This is a genomic window from Methanococcoides burtonii DSM 6242 (assembly GCF_000013725.1).
GTDB lineage: Archaea > Halobacteriota > Methanosarcinia > Methanosarcinales > Methanosarcinaceae > Methanococcoides > Methanococcoides burtonii.
In genome coordinates this window covers 1,782,359-1,801,530 of record NC_007955.1, presented here as the reverse complement: position 1 = coordinate 1,801,530, position 19,172 = coordinate 1,782,359, and the positions used below count along the sequence as shown (strand labels likewise).

Annotated in this window: 17 protein-coding genes and 1 pseudogene; 15 read left to right on the top strand and 3 right to left on the bottom strand. The window is 42.6% G+C overall.

Annotated features, from left to right (window positions below; translation table 11 throughout):
• Positions 1–55 precede the first annotated feature (55 nt).
• Positions 56–616 (top strand): flavodoxin family protein, encoded by a 561-nt coding sequence (locus tag MBUR_RS08830; RefSeq protein WP_011499748.1) that lies wholly within the window; start codon positions 56–58, stop codon positions 614–616.
• Here MBUR_RS08830 and MBUR_RS13875 read toward each other — a convergent pair.
• Positions 605–796, bottom strand: a pseudogene (locus MBUR_RS13875) (hypothetical protein); the annotation flags it as partial. The gene MBUR_RS08830 and the pseudogene MBUR_RS13875 overlap by 12 nt on opposite strands.
• Positions 797–1,074: 278 nt before the next feature.
• On the opposite strand from MBUR_RS13875, the gene MBUR_RS08825 reads away from it, so the two are divergent.
• The 4 genes from MBUR_RS08825 to MBUR_RS08810 all read left to right on the top strand — a co-directional run bounded on the left by MBUR_RS08825 (position 1,075) and on the right by MBUR_RS08810 (position 4,811).
• Entirely contained in the window at positions 1,075–2,343 is a 1,269-nt protein-coding gene (locus MBUR_RS08825) for a M12 family metallo-peptidase (protein ID WP_011499747.1), read from the top strand.
• A 157-nt stretch (positions 2,344–2,500) separates the two neighbouring features.
• A complete protein-coding gene (locus MBUR_RS08820; RefSeq protein ID WP_011499746.1) occupies positions 2,501–2,929 on the top strand; it encodes a hypothetical protein in 429 nt (142 codons plus the stop codon).
• 118 nt (positions 2,930–3,047) lie between these two features.
• Complete coding sequence (locus MBUR_RS08815) at positions 3,048–3,962, top strand: YcdB/YcdC domain-containing protein (RefSeq protein ID WP_011499745.1); 915 nt, start codon at positions 3,048–3,050, stop codon at positions 3,960–3,962.
• 336 nt (positions 3,963–4,298) lie between these two features.
• Entirely contained in the window at positions 4,299–4,811 is a 513-nt protein-coding gene (locus MBUR_RS08810; RefSeq protein ID WP_052286225.1) for a hypothetical protein, read from the top strand.
• 49 nt (positions 4,812–4,860) lie between these two features.
• On the opposite strand, the gene MBUR_RS08805 is transcribed toward MBUR_RS08810, so the two are convergent.
• Positions 4,861–5,073 (bottom strand): hypothetical protein, encoded by a 213-nt coding sequence (locus MBUR_RS08805; protein WP_048063337.1) that lies wholly within the window; start codon positions 5,071–5,073, stop codon positions 4,861–4,863.
• A gap of 203 nt (positions 5,074–5,276) precedes the next feature.
• Between MBUR_RS08805 and MBUR_RS08800 the strand changes: the two genes are divergently transcribed.
• Positions 5,277–9,488: an alpha-2-macroglobulin family protein gene (locus MBUR_RS08800; RefSeq protein ID WP_011499743.1), complete on the top strand. Its 4,212-nt coding sequence runs from the start codon at positions 5,277–5,279 to the stop codon at positions 9,486–9,488.
• A gap of 87 nt (positions 9,489–9,575) precedes the next feature.
• On the opposite strand, the gene MBUR_RS08795 is transcribed toward MBUR_RS08800, so the two are convergent.
• Positions 9,576–10,052, bottom strand: a complete 477-nt coding sequence (locus tag MBUR_RS08795) for a DUF4231 domain-containing protein (protein ID WP_011499742.1) — start codon at positions 10,050–10,052, stop codon at positions 9,576–9,578.
• A gap of 153 nt (positions 10,053–10,205) precedes the next feature.
• On the opposite strand from MBUR_RS08795, the gene MBUR_RS08790 reads away from it, so the two are divergent.
• The 9 genes from MBUR_RS08790 to cbiQ all read left to right on the top strand — a co-directional run bounded on the left by MBUR_RS08790 (position 10,206) and on the right by cbiQ (position 19,153).
• Positions 10,206–10,592, top strand: coding sequence for a hypothetical protein (locus MBUR_RS08790; RefSeq protein WP_011499741.1), 387 nt, complete (start codon positions 10,206–10,208; stop codon positions 10,590–10,592).
• Positions 10,593–10,690: 98 nt separating this feature from the next.
• A complete protein-coding gene (mutS, locus tag MBUR_RS08785; RefSeq protein ID WP_011499740.1) occupies positions 10,691–13,354 on the top strand; it encodes a DNA mismatch repair protein MutS in 2,664 nt (887 codons plus the stop codon).
• 1 nt (position 13,355) lies between these two features.
• Positions 13,356–15,167 carry a DNA mismatch repair endonuclease MutL gene (gene mutL, locus MBUR_RS08780; RefSeq protein ID WP_011499739.1) on the top strand — a complete coding sequence of 604 codons (1,812 nt, stop codon included), beginning with the start codon at positions 13,356–13,358 and terminating at the stop codon, positions 15,165–15,167.
• 61 nt (positions 15,168–15,228) lie between these two features.
• Positions 15,229–16,245 (top strand): cobalt-precorrin-5B (C(1))-methyltransferase, encoded by a 1,017-nt coding sequence (locus MBUR_RS08775; RefSeq protein ID WP_048063619.1) that lies wholly within the window; start codon positions 15,229–15,231, stop codon positions 16,243–16,245.
• Positions 16,242–16,823 carry a cobalt-precorrin-7 (C(5))-methyltransferase gene (locus MBUR_RS08770; protein ID WP_048063336.1) on the top strand — a complete coding sequence of 194 codons (582 nt, stop codon included), beginning with the start codon at positions 16,242–16,244 and terminating at the stop codon, positions 16,821–16,823. The genes MBUR_RS08775 and MBUR_RS08770 overlap by 4 nt, the downstream gene beginning before the upstream one ends.
• Before the next feature lie 138 nt (positions 16,824–16,961).
• Positions 16,962–17,120 carry a hypothetical protein gene (locus MBUR_RS13870; RefSeq protein ID WP_157196690.1) on the top strand — a complete coding sequence of 53 codons (159 nt, stop codon included), beginning with the start codon at positions 16,962–16,964 and terminating at the stop codon, positions 17,118–17,120.
• 152 nt (positions 17,121–17,272) lie between these two features.
• Positions 17,273–17,968 carry an energy-coupling factor ABC transporter permease gene (locus tag MBUR_RS08765; protein ID WP_011499737.1) on the top strand — a complete coding sequence of 232 codons (696 nt, stop codon included), beginning with the start codon at positions 17,273–17,275 and terminating at the stop codon, positions 17,966–17,968.
• Positions 17,965–18,264 (top strand): energy-coupling factor ABC transporter substrate-binding protein, encoded by a 300-nt coding sequence (locus MBUR_RS08760; RefSeq protein ID WP_011499736.1) that lies wholly within the window; start codon positions 17,965–17,967, stop codon positions 18,262–18,264. Before MBUR_RS08765 ends, MBUR_RS08760 begins: the two co-directional genes overlap by 4 nt.
• A gap of 106 nt (positions 18,265–18,370) precedes the next feature.
• On the top strand, positions 18,371–19,153 hold the full coding sequence (cbiQ, locus tag MBUR_RS08755) for a cobalt ECF transporter T component CbiQ (RefSeq protein WP_011499735.1): 783 nt from the start codon (positions 18,371–18,373) through the stop codon (positions 19,151–19,153).
• Positions 19,154–19,172 lie beyond the last annotated feature (19 nt).

Below are 19,172 nucleotides of genomic sequence, written 5' to 3'. Positions count from 1 at the left end.
TTAGATAACTTTAAAAATAATAATCATCCATATTTATGCACGCATAGGGAGTGAAATGATGAAAGTATTAGCAATAATTGGAAGTCCGCGTAAGAATGGTAATACGGATGTAGTTGTACAGAAGGTGCTTGAAGGGGCAGCAGAAAAGGGTGCTGAAACAGAGAGCATTTATATCAATGAGTTGGATTTCAAGGGTTGTCAGGGGTGCGGGCTTTGTAATGTGATGGCAGATTGCAAGCTCAAGGATGACATGACGGACGTTTACAAGAAGCTGGAAGAAGCGGATGCTTTTGTGTTCGGGTCTCCGATATATTTCAATCAGTTCACCGGTCAGATGCGCTCATTTTTGGATCGCTGTTATGCTCTTGTGGATGCAGAGCTTAAGCCAAGGTTACCTGTGGGAAAGAACGCTGTTCTTGTAAGGGCACAGGGAGATCCTAATGGACCGATGTATGACAATGTCTTTGATGATTTCGAGGAAATTCTGAAGATGTTTTTTGGTATGACTGTCACAGATAAGATCGTTGCAGCTGGTTTTGACCTGCCAGGTTCTGTTAGAAAGGATAAGGAACTTATGGATAAGGCAAAACAGGCTGGAGTTCACTTACTTGACTGATCTTTGATCTTTCCGGCATGATCCCGGTCTTTCTCTTTTTTTAGGCTTTGTAAAAATGCTCATCCAAACTAAAAACACAATCTTGCTAAATCTGTCAAGATTGTGCAATATTACTTTGAACTTCACTTCTTTCACTTGATTTCTGTACTTTCTCGCACGTAAGTTTTCTCCATATTTTCGAGTCTAAGTACAGCGAGTTCTATTAAATTTCTATGGTTCTGCTAGCTGAATCTAAAATATTCATCTGTTTTAGTTGGATGATATGGCCATAAAACTTTAATAAAGTCAAGTACAAGTGTCTTTGTCACATTATAATAATGTGTACTGGAGCTCAAACTGAATTTGTAGAGTCTGCTTGAACTCCAGGATGCCCGAAGGCAAGAGAAGGTTGGCTTTGATGTTGTTTAAAGTTTGCGTAATCTTGCCTCAGGAATTAAATTCGAATGAGGTCAGAAAGAATGAAAAATAGAATAACAATTGCTTCGATATTGATGGTATTGTTAATAGTAGGTGTAGTACTTACACCATTGGTAAGTGCAGAATCGAATAAGGATACATATATTTCAATGGACGAATGTTTCCAGACAATCGAAGTTACAACATCTCAGAAAAAGAACGTTGAAATTTCAGATGCGATTAAAAAATACGATACAGTGAAAATAGATGCGAAAGCGTTTAAGAAACAGGCAGACAAAGGAAGTATCAATATTGCATTGGCAGGAGATGAATTTAACGTAGATCTTGAGCCTGCAGTTTGGGTTAACAGAGATCTTAAAGCATATTGCAATGATGAAAATGGAAAAGTCAAAGAGATGAAGATGGATCCAATTTATCAGTACACTGGTCATGTTGCAGGAGACCCAAACAGCATCGTCTGTTTCACACTTGATGATGATGTTGTTCTTGGTTGGATTGAAATTAACGACGAGCAGTATGTGATAGAACAAGTAGGATGGATAGCTGATAAAAATACAAAAGAAGTAACATATATTATCTATAAAGATTCAGATGTAGTATACTCAGGTCCTGCACCTGCTGAAGACGATGTAGAGGCAGATGCCATTGGAATAGAATTTATTCCTGAGGTCGTAGATGAATCAGTCAGCACTCGATCAACTAGCATATATGTATTAGCGGCGTATGATACGGAATTTAGTAACAAATACAGTAGTCCTGGAACTGAAATATACAACATGTTCTCACAGACAAAGACTGCATTTAGTGAACCTTATATTGGAGTCAATTTAGTACTTGATGGATACTATTATATGAATTCATTGACAAGTACTGATAGAATCGATCTTCTTGATGAATTCCAAGATGAAGCAAGCTCTCAAAGAGATAGTCAAAACTCAGATCTTGCATTCTTGTACAGTGGGAAAGATTTTGATGGCAGTTATATCGGACGATCGACTGGATATAATAGTGGAAATTCTGACTATGCTTACGCAATTGGACAAATGAAATCTGAAGTTTCCTATCAAGCAACTTTTTCTCAAAGAAGTATTTTAACTGCCCATGAACTTGGCCATAATTTTGCTGCAACACATGATGAAGGTGCCACTTGGACTGAGTGGTTTACTTCTTACTACACAACGATGGTTCAATTTCAATCTACTAGACGATTAGAGTTTTCAACAACTGATTCATCGGGCCATGGAGATAGCTCTCACAATAATGCTGCTACAATTGCCTCTACAAAATCAACGATTGCTGGATATCAGTAACTCAAGTAATACACATGTATTACTTTTTCTTTTTTGATTCTATAGAGTAATTAATTGGAATAAATTTGTTGCAATAAAATATATTTAAATTATATAAAAAGCAACCACTATCATAATTGATTCAGTATTTTACTAATCATATCAAGGGAGAACAGAAATGAAGAACGATAAACAAAGATGGATAATGTTGTTTACAATTTTAGTTATCACAGGTTTGTTTTTTGCACTAATAGTGACTTCAACAATAAGGTATGATATTCTCAAAGAAAAACATGAACCTTTGTTTTTTACCATGAAGAACAAAGATATATATTCGCATAAGATTACAGTGGAAATATTTAATTCAACAGGTGCATCCATTTTTGTTGATGCGTATACGTTGAATTCAGGGCAATTTATGAAATCCCCTTCAATAATCGATGAAACCAACGACGGTGACACGTATATCTACAAAGCCATATTGGAAAACGACATGAATGAAACATATATTTTTACAGTTGACGCCGATGCAGCAGCTAGTATAACTGTGTATAATGACTCAGAAAATAAAGAAGCTTACATAAACTTTGGATATACGATAGGATGATAAGGCCCTAAAACGTTAATAAAGTCCAGTAAAATTGTCTATATCACATTATAATAATGTGTGCTGGAGCTCAAACTGAATTTGTAGAGTCTGCTCAACTGAAGAGGAGGTATAAGTTATGAAAATTACACACATTTTCATGGCTGTTTTCTTGCTAACTGCACTGACAATTGTTGGATCAATTGCTTCAGATCAGGAATGGATAATTACTACTAAAGAAGAAGCAAGCCATTCAAAGTATCTTGACCTAAACACAACTGAAGTAAAAGTAACTTTGGAAGAAGCAAAAGCTATAATGATATCTGAAAATCCAGAATTAGATAGTGATTCTATAAATGGGGAACTTATCAATGATAGTGATTTTGGAATAATATGGCAGCTTACATCTAAAACCAGCAATGATAGAAGTATCCGTGCATGTATTGACCCTGATGACGGAAACATACTCTACATATATGATGGATCAAAAAAGACACGGGCTGATAGCAAAGTGAGTGAAGAAGAAGCTGTCGAAATTGCTGGAAAATATGTGGAAGCTAAGTTCTCACCTGAGCAATTAAAAGAGGTTCAGCTTGAGGCTGTTAATTATTTAGAACCAGTAGCAGATGATCTTCCAGGGTTTTACCATATTAAATATAACAGAATAATAAACGGGATTTCTTCCTTATCAGACGGAGTGATAATGAGAGTAAATTCTGAAACTGGTGATGTTTCAACTTACAATGAACGATGGGATATGCCCGGATATGAAACTTATGTTGTAGATAATAAATCGATATTGACCGAGAAAGAAGCCGCTGGATGTCTAAAAGAGTTCATTGGAAACGAAGTATATGATGGCAAGACCTCAGACACTACAGAAGTAATTGAATCTAAACTTTTCTGGAAATATACTGAAAATGATGAAATACATCTGGTATGGTGGATGCAGTTCACAGATTCAAATCTTGGGCTTGATAAAAGTCTTCCTGGAATAGTTTTTATTGATGCAAATACGGGAACAGTGCTCGTATCATCATATGAAATTGGCTGATATTTAAATCAGCCTTTTATTTTATTTTTTGAAATCTGTTTATAATTCAACTTAATTTATGTATCAAAAATTAATATTGGTTGCTTTAGTTGGATGATTCGTTCATAAAATCTCAATGAAGTAAAATCGTCCATATAACATTATAACAATATCCACTAAAGTTCAACCTAAATTTTTAAAGAGAAAAAATGCAGTGCAGCTTTCAGTTTCTTTGGATTATTTTTTAGAGTAAAAGCAGGTTTAATCTAACTCTTTGCTAACACAGTTAGCATATTTGTCACATGGGTTAATATGCCTCCAATTGGAATATATTGGCAATGTTGGGGAGACCGTTGTATGAAACAAACACTTTTACTAATTATTTTAGTGTTGATACTTACATCAACAAGTAGCGCATCATCCTTAGTGACCGAGGAAACAGATGATATGCAATATCAAGTGAATCACTCTGACACAATTATAGTCGGAAAGGTAGTGGACATTAATTTTGCAATTTTTACAATCGAAATTGAGGAGTGGCTAAAGAATCCACAACCGACTGAAAATATAACGGTTACAACATTTGTTGGCTTTGGTGTTCCGAATGAGGATTATGTGCATTTTAGTATAAATGAAACCGTTATTTTGATGCTTCGAAAAGATACATTGATTAATGAAAGCATGTTTCGTGTAGTATCTGGATCCTATGGAAAGCACCCAGTATCTGACAAAGACGAAATTGTCAAAGCAATAGAATTCGAAAATGAAATCGATGAAGAGATTCCAAGCAATGATATCCCATTTATTGGATTTGTAGGTATATCGATTGCTGTGTCAAGTGCTTTTTTGTTGTTAAGGAAATATGATTGAAATTAAACATAAATAGTAGGCTTGATTTCATGAAACTAACAATCCAAATTTAAATCAGTCTTCTGATTCTATCTGCATTTATATCAAGTGCATCTGCAGATGTGTTATTTCCCGGGACACGTGGGATAGACAGATGTGTAAAAATAGTGAACCTAGATGAATTTCCGGAAATTGTGCTGGTCTGACACATTACTGGTCCAGTCATCCAGTGTGAGAACTCGTCTCTGTCAGTGTCGAGAGCGGTCTTCAGATTCAAAGCCATTCCAACAATTTATTGTCATCGTATATCCCCATCACAATCACTACCTTTTTTTCTTATATTGAGTCATCACATGGAGCGAATGTATTCGTTTGAATGAGTTCTATAGCTTCGAACAGTTTCGAAGTTTAAGCTAAGTTTATACGCAATTGGCAACAATCATCTCTTACATATCAAAAAAATAATTGAACAAAGGTAGTGTCAAGATGAAATATAATGGGGTAACAAAAAAAGGATTCTGTTTACTGGTCTTGCTATCATGCATTCTGCTGGCGGGATGTATCGGGCAGGACGATGGAAATGTCCAAACTTCTTCCAATGAAGCTCTCTCCTATGATGAAGGAGGGACCTATTCCGAAGAGGATGAATATCTGGTGCTTGTGCCGAAAGCACTGTTCTCAGGCGGGGAAAGTTCTGTAACGATGTCTGCTTTCCTGGATGATGAACCGGTCAGCAGGGGTGTTGAATATACTCTTACCAGTGCAGCAGGCGACATAATCCCACTGGTAAAGGCGGCTACGTCTGAATCCGGTAATAATGTAGCAAAATTCGATGTACCGGATGTGGAAGAAGGAAGCTATACACTGACCGCAACACCCTCCGGTGCTGAAAGTGGTTTTACTACAACCGTTAAAGTGATGCAGAACAATCCGATCTTCATCGAAACTGACAAACCGATCTACAAACCCGGGCAGATCATACATGTCCGTCTTCTCAGTTTGAACAATAATCTCATTCCTGTCGTTCAGAACACCACCGTTGAGATAGCTGACGCAAAAGGAGTGAAGATCTATAAGGACGATCTGGTCACCAACGAGTATGGGGTTGCCTTCTTTGACCTTCCGCTTGCCTCCGAATTGAACCTTGGGACATGGAAAGTGAAGGCAACATCAGGAAGTTCGATGTCTGAAGTGGATATCAGGGTGGAAAAATATGTCCTACCCAAGTTCGATCTCGAAACCTCCACTGAAAAAAGCTGGTTCCTTGCAGACGAACCTATTACAGGAACTGTCTCTGCTAATTATTTCTTCGGAAAGGTCGTTGAAGGTACTGTTGAGGTAAAGGCTTCCAGATATGTAGGTGTCTGGGAAGAATACTCAACGTCCACTGCTACTCTTAAAGACGGAAATGTAGAATTTACACTTCCTGCTGTTGGATATGTTGCAGGTACCTTTGGAGCCGGTGGTCAGGGCAGTGTCATGCTGAACGTGACCGTGACCGACACCGGTGGGAATAGTGAGGAAAGTACCGAACTGCTCACCATAGCAGAACATCCGTTCATAATGCAGATGATCCCGGAATCTAATTCCATCAAACCGGGAATGCCTCTTCAGGTCCTTCTTGTAACAAAGGACCCCGGAGGAGAACCCCTTGAAAAAGAGGTTACCCTTGTTGCAAATTTCAGGGATGATAATTACAACTACGAAGAGATCAAGGAGACCTACACAACAGAGACCGGTATTGCTCTGGTAACATTGGAAATACCCGAAGATGCTGTAAGTGTCGAACTGTCTGCTGCCTCTGAGAAAGTTAAAGCTAGCAGTACATTGAATTCGGTATATTCCCCAAGTGCCAGTTTCCTGCATTTGAGCCAGGTAAGTGAAGGCATACCGGAAGTCGGGGACGTGATATCGTTCAAGGTGTATTCAACTAACGCGGGAACTGTATTCTACGATGTTTTCGCAAATGGAAGGACAGTTTATTCTGCTACCAGTGATGAGCCGCAGATAAACATCCTTGTCACACCACAGATGAGCCCGTCAGCAAAGGTCGTTGCTTATCTGATAAATCCTAACAATGAGGTTTCTGCCGATAGTCTGCCATTCGATGTTAAGTTCAGCACACAGGTAGACCTTTCCACAGGGTTTGATGAGGAAATGGTTGCACCCGGTGATGCTGTCTCGGTCGAGCTGGATGCAGGCACGAAGTCCATGATAGGACTTTCCATTGTGGACGAATCCGTATATGCATTGAGCGAGGGCAGGCTGAACCTGAAACAGGTTTTCGATGAGCTCGAAATCCGCTTCATGGAACCTCGGGTAGAAGCGCATCCTCAATATTTTGGATACCAGACAACTGCTTATGATGTTCTCGATGATGCCGGGATGATAGTACTGGCATCTGGAAGTCTTGAGATTCCAAGATCACAAACCAATGATGCAAAGTTTATTGATTTCGCAGCAGCAGTGTTTGAAATGGATGGTATGGAAGTTATGGACGAAGCTGTAATGGAGATGCCGAGAGAAGAGGCTGCAATGGATGATGAAGCAGATTCAGGAGAACAGCTTGCGGAAGTCGAAAGAGTACGCCAGTTCTTCCCTGAAACATGGATCTGGATGCCTGAGATTCTTACAGATGATAACGGACTGGCAACCCTTGATCTGAATGCACCTGACTCCATCACCAAATGGAGACTTCATGCAGTATCCTCAGGTCCGGAAGGTATCGGAATCTCTGAAGCAGGCCTTACGGTCTTCCAGGATTTCTTTATCGACCCTGATTTGCCCTATGCTGTTATTCGTGGCGAGGAGTTCCCGGTTCAGGTACAGGTGTACAATTATCTCGACATGCCTCAGAACGTGAAGCTGACTCTTTCCGGTGCAGAATGGTTCGAGCTGGTAGGCGATGATGTTGTTGAAGTGGGTGTGGATGCCAATAGTGTGACCCATGTAAGTTTCACCATTCGTCCCACCAGGGTCGGGGTGCAGACAGTTGAGCTGACAGGACAGACCACTGAAAAAGCGGATGCTATTCGTAAGACCATTATTGTTGAAGCGGAAGGGGTCACCAGAGAGATAGTGGATAATGGTATCCTTAAGAACGGTACCGTTGAGCTGGATGCAACATTGCCTGATGCTATTGTACCGGATTCCGAGAAAGTCATACTGAGCTTTACGCCAAGCATCGTAGCCCAGACCATCAGCGGAGTCGATGATCTGCTGGGCATGCCTTATGGATGTGGTGAACAGAACATGATGTTGTTCTCCACCGATGTTGAGGTGCTACGCTATCTCAAGGCCACCGGTCAGCAGAATCCCGAGGTACAGGCTAAAGCATTGACTTTCATCACGACCGGATATCAGAGAGAGCTCACTTTTATGCATTCTGATGGCTCCTTTTCTGCTTTTGGGGAGAGCGATGGTGAAGGCAGTTTGTGGCTGACATCCTTTGTGCTTTCTCAGTTCAGTGGTGCCAGGGACCTAACGACCATCGATGAGAATATTGTAAGGGAAGCAGCGGAATGGATAGGTTCATACCAGAAAGAGGATGGTTCATGGGAGGCTGTCGGCTTCGTTATCCATGAGGATATGATGGGAGGTGTGAGCGGCACTTATGCACTTACGGCCTATGTGACACTGGCACTCGATGAATATGGCTATGCTGCTCCTATAGTTATGGAAAATGCCCGCAGCTATCTGGAAGCAGAACTTGACAAGCAGGATGATCCATACGCCCTTGCCATAGGTACTCTTGCTCTTCAAAAGCTTGAAAGTGACAGGGCAGATGAGTCCATGGAGAAACTGCTTGAGCTGGCGAAAGAGGATGAAAATGGCGTGTATTGGGGATACGATGATGTTATGCCTGAGCCTTACGAATATGGCGGTTATGGTTTCCATCCTATCTCAAGCAAGAACGTTGAAACGACAGCCTATGCTACACTTGCATTGATCGAAACGAATGACCCAAGAGCAAGCTCATCATTGAAATGGATAGCAGCCCAGCGTAATTCCAATGGCGGTTTTTCAAGCACGCAGGATACTGTCATGGCCTTCAGGGCATTGATGACGGCGGCAGCGGTTGCAGGAAGAGATGTGGATGCTACTGTTACTGTCAGTGGGGATGGAGTGGAAATCAAGGGCCTTAGGATAACTTCCGAGAACTACGATGTTGTGAACATCATTGAAGTTCCGGAAGGTGTTGAAGTTCTCGAGATGGAGCTTTCCGGGTCCGGTGAGCTGAACTATCAGCTTGTCAGAAGGTTCAATGTGATCCTGCCTGAGATCATTGAGCACGAACAGATCGAGCTTGATGTTGAGTACGATTCAACAGATGTGGAAGTCGATGATGTCGTAAAGGTCGATGTTCGCCTGAAATACAATGGTATGCCTGGTATCAGAGGTGTCATCGAGTCCAGCGGAATGATGATAGTGGATATTGCAGTACCCACAGGCTTCACCCCGGTAGGGTCCAGTCTCGAAGCCCTCAAGGAAGACGGCACTATCACCCGATACGAAATAGCCGGTCGCAAGATCATCCTTTACATCGATGAGATGATGCCCGGAGAGGAAATGGAGTTCTCGTTGAATATGAGGGCAATGTTCCCGGTAAAGGCAATGGTGCAGGAGAGCAGTGCGTATTCATACTATAATCCGGAGGTGAAGGCGGAAGTGAAGGGTATGAACGTGACCGTTGTTTGAAGGGGTAGAAATACCTCTTCACATAATTTTTATTTTATTCGTCGGGTTTACTTTTCTTCTCAGGATAACAATCATCATAGATTATCATTAACCGTTATTGGACTCAACTCTTGTTAATATATTTAGAGTCACTGCGTTCTCTTCTGCAATTGCACTTTCAATGCGGTTTACAAGGAGCTTGAACGCACTATCTTCATCCAGTTCAGAGTAATCTCCAATTCTGTGAACAAATAGTTGTTTCTGTGTTTCGAGGTATTGTTCTGTTGATCGATAGTTTTTCCATTGTTCTTTATAGTGAAAAATACCTTCGAACGCAATTGCAAGTGCTACTAGAATTCCTGTCAATGTTACGGATAACTTTGCAAGATCTACATCCTGCGCTTCAATTGAAACATTGTTGATAACAGGTACCAGCACGGCTCCAATTGCTGCTATGGCTTGAGTTTGTTGATACCTCTTCTTCATTTTTACAGCTTTGTTATCATACCAAGATCTGTATTGCTCAAGTCTGTTCTTCAGGTATTGTTCAGCAATGTCTTGAGTAGCATCTGCATCATTAGCCATTGATAAAAATTATAATTAGAACTACTTAAAATAATATGTTTCATTGAATCTTTTCGTTTCTATTATTTTTTTGTTCAAGACCGAGATCTATTATATAGTATCAACAAAAGATAATTCACATTGAACACTCACCAATCTTAGGGGTCTGTAAAATTGAACAAATATCTGAAAATGGTCATTTTTGGCTTAATAGTCTGGTTGATACCTTTCATAGTATCTTTTGCTTTTGTGGACAGGAACGGGAATTTCCTGATCGCAGAGACTTTCTTTAAGTCCATAACGATAGTAACAGGCGGTATTGTAGGTGTTTTGCTTGCGATACAATATTTTAAAGGTGTCGAAACGGATTTTGTTAGGGAAGGCGTAATTCTTGGTACTATATGGCTTGTCATAAATCTTGCAATCGATCTAAGCCTGGTCTATAGTGGCTTCTTCCCAATGACGGTCACTCAGTATTTCACGGACATAGGGATGAGGTATCTGGGGATGCCTATTTACACAATAGGGATGGGATACATATTAATGCAGAAATTGGGTTGAGTCTCATTTTTATGAGAATATGATAAAATTTTACACCCAGATGGTGAGAATACCAACAAACTCATAAATTCCCCTACCCAATTCAATGCAGAGCAAGAATGATCAAACTAACACCTGCAATGAAACAATACTATGATGCGAAGAAGCAACATAGTGATGCACTTATTTTCTTCAGGATGGGGGATTTCTATGAATCCTTCGGAGAGGATGCAAAGATCATTGCAAAAGAACTTGAGATAACCCTTACAACGCGGGGCAAGGACATTGAGGGTGAGAAAATGCCCCTTGCAGGTATTCCCTATCATGCTCTCGATAATTACCTGCCGCGTTTGATAAAGAAAGGCTATAAAGTAGCTATATGTGAGCAGCTTGAAGACCCTAAAAAAGCAAAGGGTATTATCAAGCGTGGGGTTGTCAGGGTCGTAACGCCCGGTACTGCCATTGATACTTCGATGTTCACGGACCCGTCCAATAATTATCTCATGTCAATTTCAGGTGGAGATGGGGATTACGGTGTCTCATTTCTGGATGTTTCCACTGGCGAGTTCCTGACCACACAGTTTGCTGATAAATCTCCTTATGACAGGATAGCCAGTGAGGCAGCACGGATGCGACCTTCAGAGTGTATAATCTCACGGACGATGTTCTCTGATGAAAGGCTTGTTGAAAGGTTGAAGGAGCTCAATGTGCTTGTACAGGGGTTCAAGGATGAGGCTTTTGACGTTGATTCTTCGAGAAAGCTTCTTGAAAGGCATTTCAATGTCTCCACACTTGAAGGAATGGGCTGTGCCGGTCTGCCCTACGCCACATCTTCTGCAGGAGCTGCACTTGATTATGCGCTGACCACACAGATGAGGGAACTGGGGCATGTAAGTGAGCTGAGCACTTATTCAGATTCTGAGTTCATGATGCTTGACTCGATCACCCTGAGAAATCTGGAGATCGTGAAGAACGTGCGAGGGGAAGGGAACGATACTTCCATATTGAAGGTACTTGATGATACCAATACACCCATGGGTGGCAGGTTGCTTCAGAAATGGCTTTTAAAACCCCTCATCAATGTCGATTCCATCGATCACAGGCTGGATGCGCTGGAATGTCTGGCAAATGATACCATGCTGAGATTCGATGTTCGCTCTCATCTGTCCTTTGTGAAGGACATAGAACGTCTCATAGGCAGGGTCGTTTACGGCAATTCGAACGCCCGGGATCTTATCGCTTTGAAAAGGTCCCTGGGTTCAGTGCCGCAGATAGTCGAAAGCATGGGTGATGATCCCGGATGTGAGATGCTCATAAATATCAGGGATGGTCTTCTTGGGTTTGAACAGCTCGAAAATATCGTGAAGCTGATCGATGATGCCATCGTGGATGAACCTCCAGTAAGCGTGCGGGAAGGGGGCATGATCAGGTCCGGCTACAATGAAAAACTGGATGAGCTTAAGGGTATGTCCACTGGCGGAAAGACCTGGATCGCTTCGTTCCAGCAGAAGGAACGTGACAGGACAGGTATAAAATCGCTTAAGGTTGGCTACAATAGAGTATTCGGCTACTACATCGAGATCACAAAATCCAACATCGCACAGATACCTGATGATTATATTAGAAAGCAGACAATGCGGAATGCTGAAAGGTTCTACACTCCAGAGCTCAAGGAATGGGAAGATGTGATCCTTTCCGCAGACGAGAAGATTACAGCGCTTGAGAATGAACTGTTCACTGAGATAACTTCCAGGATCGCTTCCCATGCATCCGATCTGCAGAGGATCGCTGTTCTGATCGGGCAATTGGATTGTACCGCAAGCCTTGCCGAAGTTGCAGTGAACAATAATTTTGTAAGACCTAACATTACTTCCGATTGCAAGATACTTATCCGGGAAGGCAGACATCCGGTGGTTGAGAAAACCGTACGTGGTGGATTCGTGCCCAATGATACGGAAATGGATTGTGTGGACGAGCAGTTCCTTTTGATAACAGGGCCTAACATGGCGGGTAAATCCACTTACATGCGTCAGGTCTCACTTATCGTGATAATGGCACAGGCAGGTTCCTTTGTTCCGGCTTCACATGCTTCCATAGGCATTGTGGACAGGGTCTTCACAAGGGTTGGTGCCTTCGATGACCTTGCAAGCGGGCAGAGTACCTTCATGGTAGAGATGGTGGAGCTTGCCAATATACTGAACAATGCGACCCCTAAGAGCCTTGTGCTCCTTGATGAGATCGGCAGGGGTACGAGCACTTATGATGGTTATAGTATCGCAAAGGCTGTGGTCGAGTATATCCACAATAAGGGCAGGGTTGGCGTACGTTCCCTTTTTGCGACCCATTACCATCAGCTTACCAACATCTCTTCCAGTTTGAAAAGGGTGAAGAACTATCATATCGCGGTGAAGGAAGATGGCGATGATCTTGTTTTCCTCCGAAAGATCGTGCCCGGTGCCACTGATAAGAGCTATGGTATCCATGTTGCAAGGCTTGCAGGTGTACCTCATAAGGTGACACAGAGGGCGAAGGAGGTCCTGCAGGACATTGAAGACGAAAGTGTCATCAGCAAGGAAAGCGATTCGAAGAGGGGTAGGAAAAAGAAGTCGGCACAATACACCCAGTTGATGCTTTTCGATCCGGAGGGCTCTTCTGCACCTGTAGCTGAGCCTGATCCTGTTGTTGAGGAGCTGAAAGAGCTTGATGTCAATAGTATGACTCCCATCGAGGCACTGAACAAGTTAAGTGAATTGCAGAAAAAGGCAGGTAAGGGCGGAAAATAAGATGACCGGGGATAAGGTCGGTAAGATACGTGTTCTTGACGAGGCGACTATCAATAAGATAGCAGCAGGCGAGGTCATCGAGCGTCCTGCTTCGGTGGTCAAGGAACTTGTGGACAATGCTATAGATGCAGGGGCTACTGAAATCAGGGTCGAGGTGGTGGCTGCCGGGACCGAGCTGATAACTGTTACTGACAATGGAAGCGGAATGCCTCGTGAGGATGCGATTCTTGCTTTTACGAAACATGGCACCAGTAAGATAGCTCAAATAGAGGACCTTGAGGAGGTACTGACCCTGGGTTTCAGAGGTGAAGCCCTTTCTTCCATTGCAGCAGTGGCCAGGGTCTATCTGACGACCCGGCAAAAAAAGGAGATCGCTGGTACAAAGGTCGTCATAAGCGGAGGGTTGGTAGAGAATGTGGTGGAAGTGGGTGCTGCTCCGGGTACAAGTATCTCTGTGGAATCGCTTTTTTACAACACCCCGGCAAGGAAGAAGTATCTCAAAAGTCTGCGAACAGAACTTGCACACATAACCGATATTGTTACAAGACATGCATTCGGGCATCCTGATATTTCTTTTACTCTGATCAGTGACGGCAAGGTCCTTGTGCGTTCCCCGACATCCGGCAATGTTCTCGATAGCATTATCTATCTTCTCGGGGTCGATATTGCAAAGAAGATAGTTCCTGTGGAGTTCAGATCGGATATTGTTAACATCTCAGGTTATATCTCCAAACCGGAAGTTACCCGCAGCGGCACTGACCAGCAGTTCTTTTTCATAAATGGCAGAGGCGTATCCTCAACGAGCATAAGTAATGCCGTGAGGCTTGGATATTATAACCTCATCCCGAAAGGACGCTATCCGGTCGCAGTTCTTGATCTGGAACTTGATCTGCGCGAGGTTGATGTCAATGTGCATCCTGCAAAAAGGTATGTAAGACTCAGTCACGAACGTGAGGTCTCTGATGCGGTCATTCTTGCTGTTGAGAACGCTTTGAAGGGGGACGATCTGGTCCCAAAGGTCTCTTTACCTGAGAACAGACCGGTACAGGCTGTTTTCAGTGAAGAGAGCAAGACCGGTACTGAAGTAATATCCTCTGAGGGAGTTAGTGTGAGCGTTCCGGTAGCAAAGGAAGCAGATGAGCCATATCATGCCAGTGCAAGGGATACTGAAAAACGTTTGAAACGCTCGGAAAGGATACTTTCAAAGACGGAAAAGAATCCCGACAGAGTATCTACTGGTCTTGATAAGGCGAGGATAGTAGGGCAGGTAAATGAGCTTTACATTATTGTGGAATTTGAGGGCGGGATTATGATAGTCGATCAGCATGCTGCACATGAAAGGGTGATGTATGAGCAGATACGGGATGGCAACAGCTCTGGCTGGCAGGAACTTATTACTCCTGTGATGCTCGACCTGACCTCTAAGGAAAAGGTGCTCTTGGATGAATATATCCCCCTTCTTGAAGAGATGGGATTTGCGATATCCGAATTCGGTCCTAACAGTTTTGTTGTGACATCAATCCCTTCCCTTCTTGGAAAACTGGAGAACACCGAACTGATACATGACATCATCATGGATGTGCTTTCCAGTGGCAAGGTGAAGAGGGATACAGGTATGTTCGATAGTCTCTGCAAGACAATGGCGTGCCGTGCAGCTATAAAGGCAGGAGCAGGTTGCAGTATGGACCAAATGGAGAATTTGCTCAGGCAGCTGGACATGGCTGAGAACCCATATACATGTCCTCATGGGCGTCCGACGGTGATCTCATTTACAAAAGGTGAACTTGATAAACTGTTCAAGAGGACAGGATAAGCCTTTGGGCTTTTAGCGGTAACTTTTATAACCAACTAATATCGAATTACTGATAATGTCAATTATCGATCCAGTTAATAAATCAAAGGTCCCGCAAGAGTGGATCAATAAGTCAAATATACCCGGCGATGAGCTTGAAGAAGGTATAATGAGCGGTATGCTGGTGGTTCTCAGTGATGGTTCTATTCTGAAACGGGGGTATACCACAGGTACCACTGCAACTGTTGCTGCCAAGGCTGCAGTATTGTCACTCAAGAAAGAGATAGATCATGTATCTGTCCCGACACCTGTTGGACTTCGTGCCCACATGGATGTGAAAGCAAAGGATGGGCATGCTGTGGCAGTTAAATTGAATAACGACCATGAGTCCGATATTACCCGCGGGCTTGAGTTCGTGGCAAGGGCAGTGGAGTCGGACAAGATCACTATAACCGCAGGTGAAGGCATCGGTATCGTTACAAGAGGCGGTCTTCAGTCGAAAAAAGGCTATCCTGCTATCAATCCAAGACCAATGCAGCAGATAATGGAGGCTGTTGTGGAAGCTGTGGAAGAGATAGGTATCAAGGGTGCCAGTGTGGAGATATCTTTGCCCAGAGGAGCGGAGATCGCAAAGCAGACACTGAACGGTCGTATAGGTGTTGAAGGTGGAATCTCTATTCTTGGTACTACCGGTTTTGTTGAACCCTGGAACGATCATCTTGGTGAGATGAAGAGTGACCTCATACGTGATGCTGCAAAAGTTGTTCTCACAACAGGTCGTATCGGTATTCGTTATTCTACAATGCTTTTCCCGGACTACACGGTAGTTCTTGCAGGCAGTCGCATCTCCGAATTTATGGAATCAGCTACTGGCAAAGTGGCCATCTGTGGCCTTCCCGGTCTTGTCCTTAAATGGGGGGACCCTGACATGCTCAAGGACAGTGGTTTTGCTACTGTCTCAGAGATGATCGAAGTGGAGCCTCAAGGGGAACACATCAGGCGCGCCTTTGAAAAGACAGTCGAAAAGGGCAAAGGTGCACGAATCGTGGTCGTGGACAGGGACGGTACCGTTCTCATGGACAGCGGGGAACAAGAATGATAATTGCGGGTGTCGGTGTCGGACCGAACATGCTGACATTGGAGGCCATCGAAGCTATACGTAATGCTTCGGTAGTCTATGGTTCAAAGCGCTCGCTAGAGCTTGCTGAGCCATATATTGAATGTGAGGCACATCTTATTAAGGACTACAAGGCTCTGCATGAGCTGCCAGAAGATGCTGTTGTTCTATCGACCGGTGACCCCATGTTTTCAGGGCTTGGTAAATTTGCAAAGGAAGGCGACAGGATAATTCCGGGCATCTCTTCTATACAGGTCGCATGTTCACGTTTAGGTGTCAGCCTTTCCAACATAACTGCAATAACTGCACATGGCAGAGATCCTGCTCCCGCAAGGAAAGCATTTATTCAGGAAATTGAACTGGGAAAGGATATCTTTATGCTTCCTGCAGATGCTTTTGGTGTTGCAGAAGTAGCCGAAGTACTTAATGAGATGGGCGTTGATGCCAGGCTCTATGTGTGTGAGAACTTTGGTTATCCCGAAGAACGCATTGCAGGAGGAACTATCGATGAGCCGCCAATAGCAATGTCAGTGCTGCATTGTGTGGTTGTTGTTAGATGAGCATTTTATATTTGGTAAGAATACAGGAATCGTTAACCAAATGGGTACCACTTATCATCTAAAGTTATTTATACAATCCTTCCTGCTTACATATGTCTTAATTCAAGTTGCCTTGATTTAAGTTATTTTAATTTTGGTGTGGCGGAAATAGCCAAAGTGCTTAAAGTGATGGGTGTTGATGCCAGGCTCTATGTGTGCGAGAACTTTGGTTATCCTGAAGAGCGCATTGCAAGGGGCACTATAGATGAGCTGCCAAAAGCGATGTCAGTGCTGCATTGTGTGGTTGTTGTGAGATGAGCATTTTATATTTGGTAAGAATACAGGAGTCGTTATCCAAATGGGTACTACTTATCATCTAAAGTTATTTATATAAGCCATCCTTCTTACATATGTCTTAATTCAAGTTACCTTGATTTAAGTTATTTTAAGTTAGAAAAGGAGTAACCATCATGCATATATTCGAGGGATTCTTGCCATCACCATGGTGGCAACTTTGGTTTGTGTTCTCTATTCCGGTAATATTCTTCGGTATGTACAGGCTTAATAAGCTTGTATCTGAAAAGCGCGAGCTATTACCATTATTGGCAGTAGCGGGAGCATTCATATTCGTACTTTCATCTTTGAAGATGCCATCTGTTACGGGCAGTTCATCCCATCCGACAGGTACCGGCATGGCAGCTATTCTTTTTGGCCCTGCTATTGCAGCGGTCCTGAGTTTGATCGTTTTGTTATATCAGGCAATTTTCCTGGCTCACGGTGGTCTTACGACACTTGGTGCAAACGTCGCATCAATGGGTATCATTGGTCCTGTTTTTGCATATGTCATCTATAAAGCAGGCATGAAAGCTAACATCAATTTCTATGTTGTTGTTTTCCTTGCCACAGCATTTGCAGACTGGGCAACATATGTTGTGACAGCCACACAACTTGCGCTGGCATTCCCGGCAGAAGTTGGTGGAGTGGCTGCTTCACTTAAAGCATTCTTGCTTGTGTTCGCTACAACCCAGGTTCCTCTGGCTATCATGGAAGGTGCATTGACCGCTCTTATCTTCAAGTATATCATACAGGTCAAGAGCGATTCTCTTCTAGAGCTTAAAGTTATCACAGAATCAGTTCTTAATAAGATCAAGGGGGCAGGTCAGTGAAAGGTGAAGTTATATTTGGAGTAATAGTAGTACTGTTCATGGCATCATTCATGTATGGAATAGCAGCAAACCCGGATTCCGAGTTTGGCGGTGCTGATGGTCAGGCTGGAGATGTAATTACAGAAATTGACAGCGATTACCAGCCATGGACAGAAGACTCATGGATAAACTCTATTAAATTTGAGCCACCTGGTGGAGAGACTGAAAGCCTGCTCTTTGGACTTCAGGCAGCTATGGGTGCAGTGGTTCTTGGATATTTCTTCGGTTACTATAAAGGTAAAGGACAGTCTAATTAAGACTGTTCTTTCTCCCTCCTTCGTTTTTTCTTGGGGATTCTTTTTTATTTTAGTTCTTTGTTCTATGAAGAAAACCATGAAACTAATGTAACGGCGTGAACATAATATGACAAATATTCTTGATGATTATGCACTTGTGAGTCCTTTAAGGTATCGTAACAACTGGCTTAAGATAGCCATTGTTGGGTTTGGTGTTCTTGTAGGAGTTTCCTCACAGTCTTTCATTCCACCTTTTGCTATAGCATTGTGCATGAGCTTCACAACGGTTTATTTTGGGAAGACCTCGCTTAAATTTTATCTGACAATCTTGTCTGCACCTGCTGTTTTCGTATTATTAAGTGTTATTATCATAGCTTTCTTCTTTGGTTCAGGTACTGAGATATTTGGCTTTAATATTTTTAATTACCATCTGGGAGTGAACACAGGCGGTCTTGATATGGCATTGTTAGTGTTCTCGAGAACACTTAGCGGTATGTCCTGTCTGTTCTTCCTTGCACTGACCACACCGATGGTGGAACTATTCTCAGTTCTTAAAGCTACAAAATTGCCGGATTCTTTTATTGAAATATCCATGATGATGTACCGTTACATCTTTGTCTTCCTTGAAGTTGCATGGGGTATCAAGTATGCACAGACTGTCAGGCTGGGTTACAAGGACTGGCGAACAGCCCTTAATTCACTTGCAATGCTCTCTACAACACTTTTCATAAGGTCGTGGGAACAGGGAGAAAAGATATTTATTTCCATGAGTGCCCGATGTTATGATGGCAAACTTATTTTCTTTGAGGAAAAAAGACCGATCAGAGCTAATGAGCTCGTCTTGACCTGCACCTATTTTGCTGTGGTATTGGTATTGTGGTATTTAACAAGAATTAATTCTATATTTTAAGGTCTGTTGAGGTTAATAA

Bases quoted from the DNA above. Each gene is read 5' to 3' on its own strand.
- MBUR_RS08830 (WP_011499748.1), top strand. From the start codon at position 56: ATGATGAAAGTATTAGCAATAATTGGAAGTCCGCGTAAGAATGGTAAT.
- MBUR_RS08825 (WP_011499747.1), top strand. From the start codon at position 1,075: ATGAAAAATAGAATAACAATTGCTTCGATATTGATGGTATTGTTAATA.
- MBUR_RS08820 (WP_011499746.1), top strand. From the start codon at position 2,501: ATGAAGAACGATAAACAAAGATGGATAATGTTGTTTACAATTTTAGTT.
- MBUR_RS08815 (WP_011499745.1), top strand. From the start codon at position 3,048: ATGAAAATTACACACATTTTCATGGCTGTTTTCTTGCTAACTGCACTG.
- MBUR_RS08810 (WP_052286225.1), top strand. From the start codon at position 4,299: ATGAAACAAACACTTTTACTAATTATTTTAGTGTTGATACTTACATCA.
- MBUR_RS08805 (WP_048063337.1), bottom strand. From the start codon at position 5,073: ATGGCTTTGAATCTGAAGACCGCTCTCGACACTGACAGAGACGAGTTC.
- MBUR_RS08800 (WP_011499743.1), top strand. From the start codon at position 5,277: ATGAAATATAATGGGGTAACAAAAAAAGGATTCTGTTTACTGGTCTTG.
- MBUR_RS08795 (WP_011499742.1), bottom strand. From the start codon at position 10,052: ATGGCTAATGATGCAGATGCTACTCAAGACATTGCTGAACAATACCTG.
- mutS (WP_011499740.1), top strand. From the start codon at position 10,691: ATGATCAAACTAACACCTGCAATGAAACAATACTATGATGCGAAGAAG.
- mutL (WP_011499739.1), top strand. From the start codon at position 13,356: ATGACCGGGGATAAGGTCGGTAAGATACGTGTTCTTGACGAGGCGACT.
- MBUR_RS08770 (WP_048063336.1), top strand. From the start codon at position 16,242: ATGATAATTGCGGGTGTCGGTGTCGGACCGAACATGCTGACATTGGAG.
- MBUR_RS08765 (WP_011499737.1), top strand. From the start codon at position 17,273: ATGCATATATTCGAGGGATTCTTGCCATCACCATGGTGGCAACTTTGG.
- cbiQ (WP_011499735.1), top strand. From the start codon at position 18,371: ATGACAAATATTCTTGATGATTATGCACTTGTGAGTCCTTTAAGGTAT.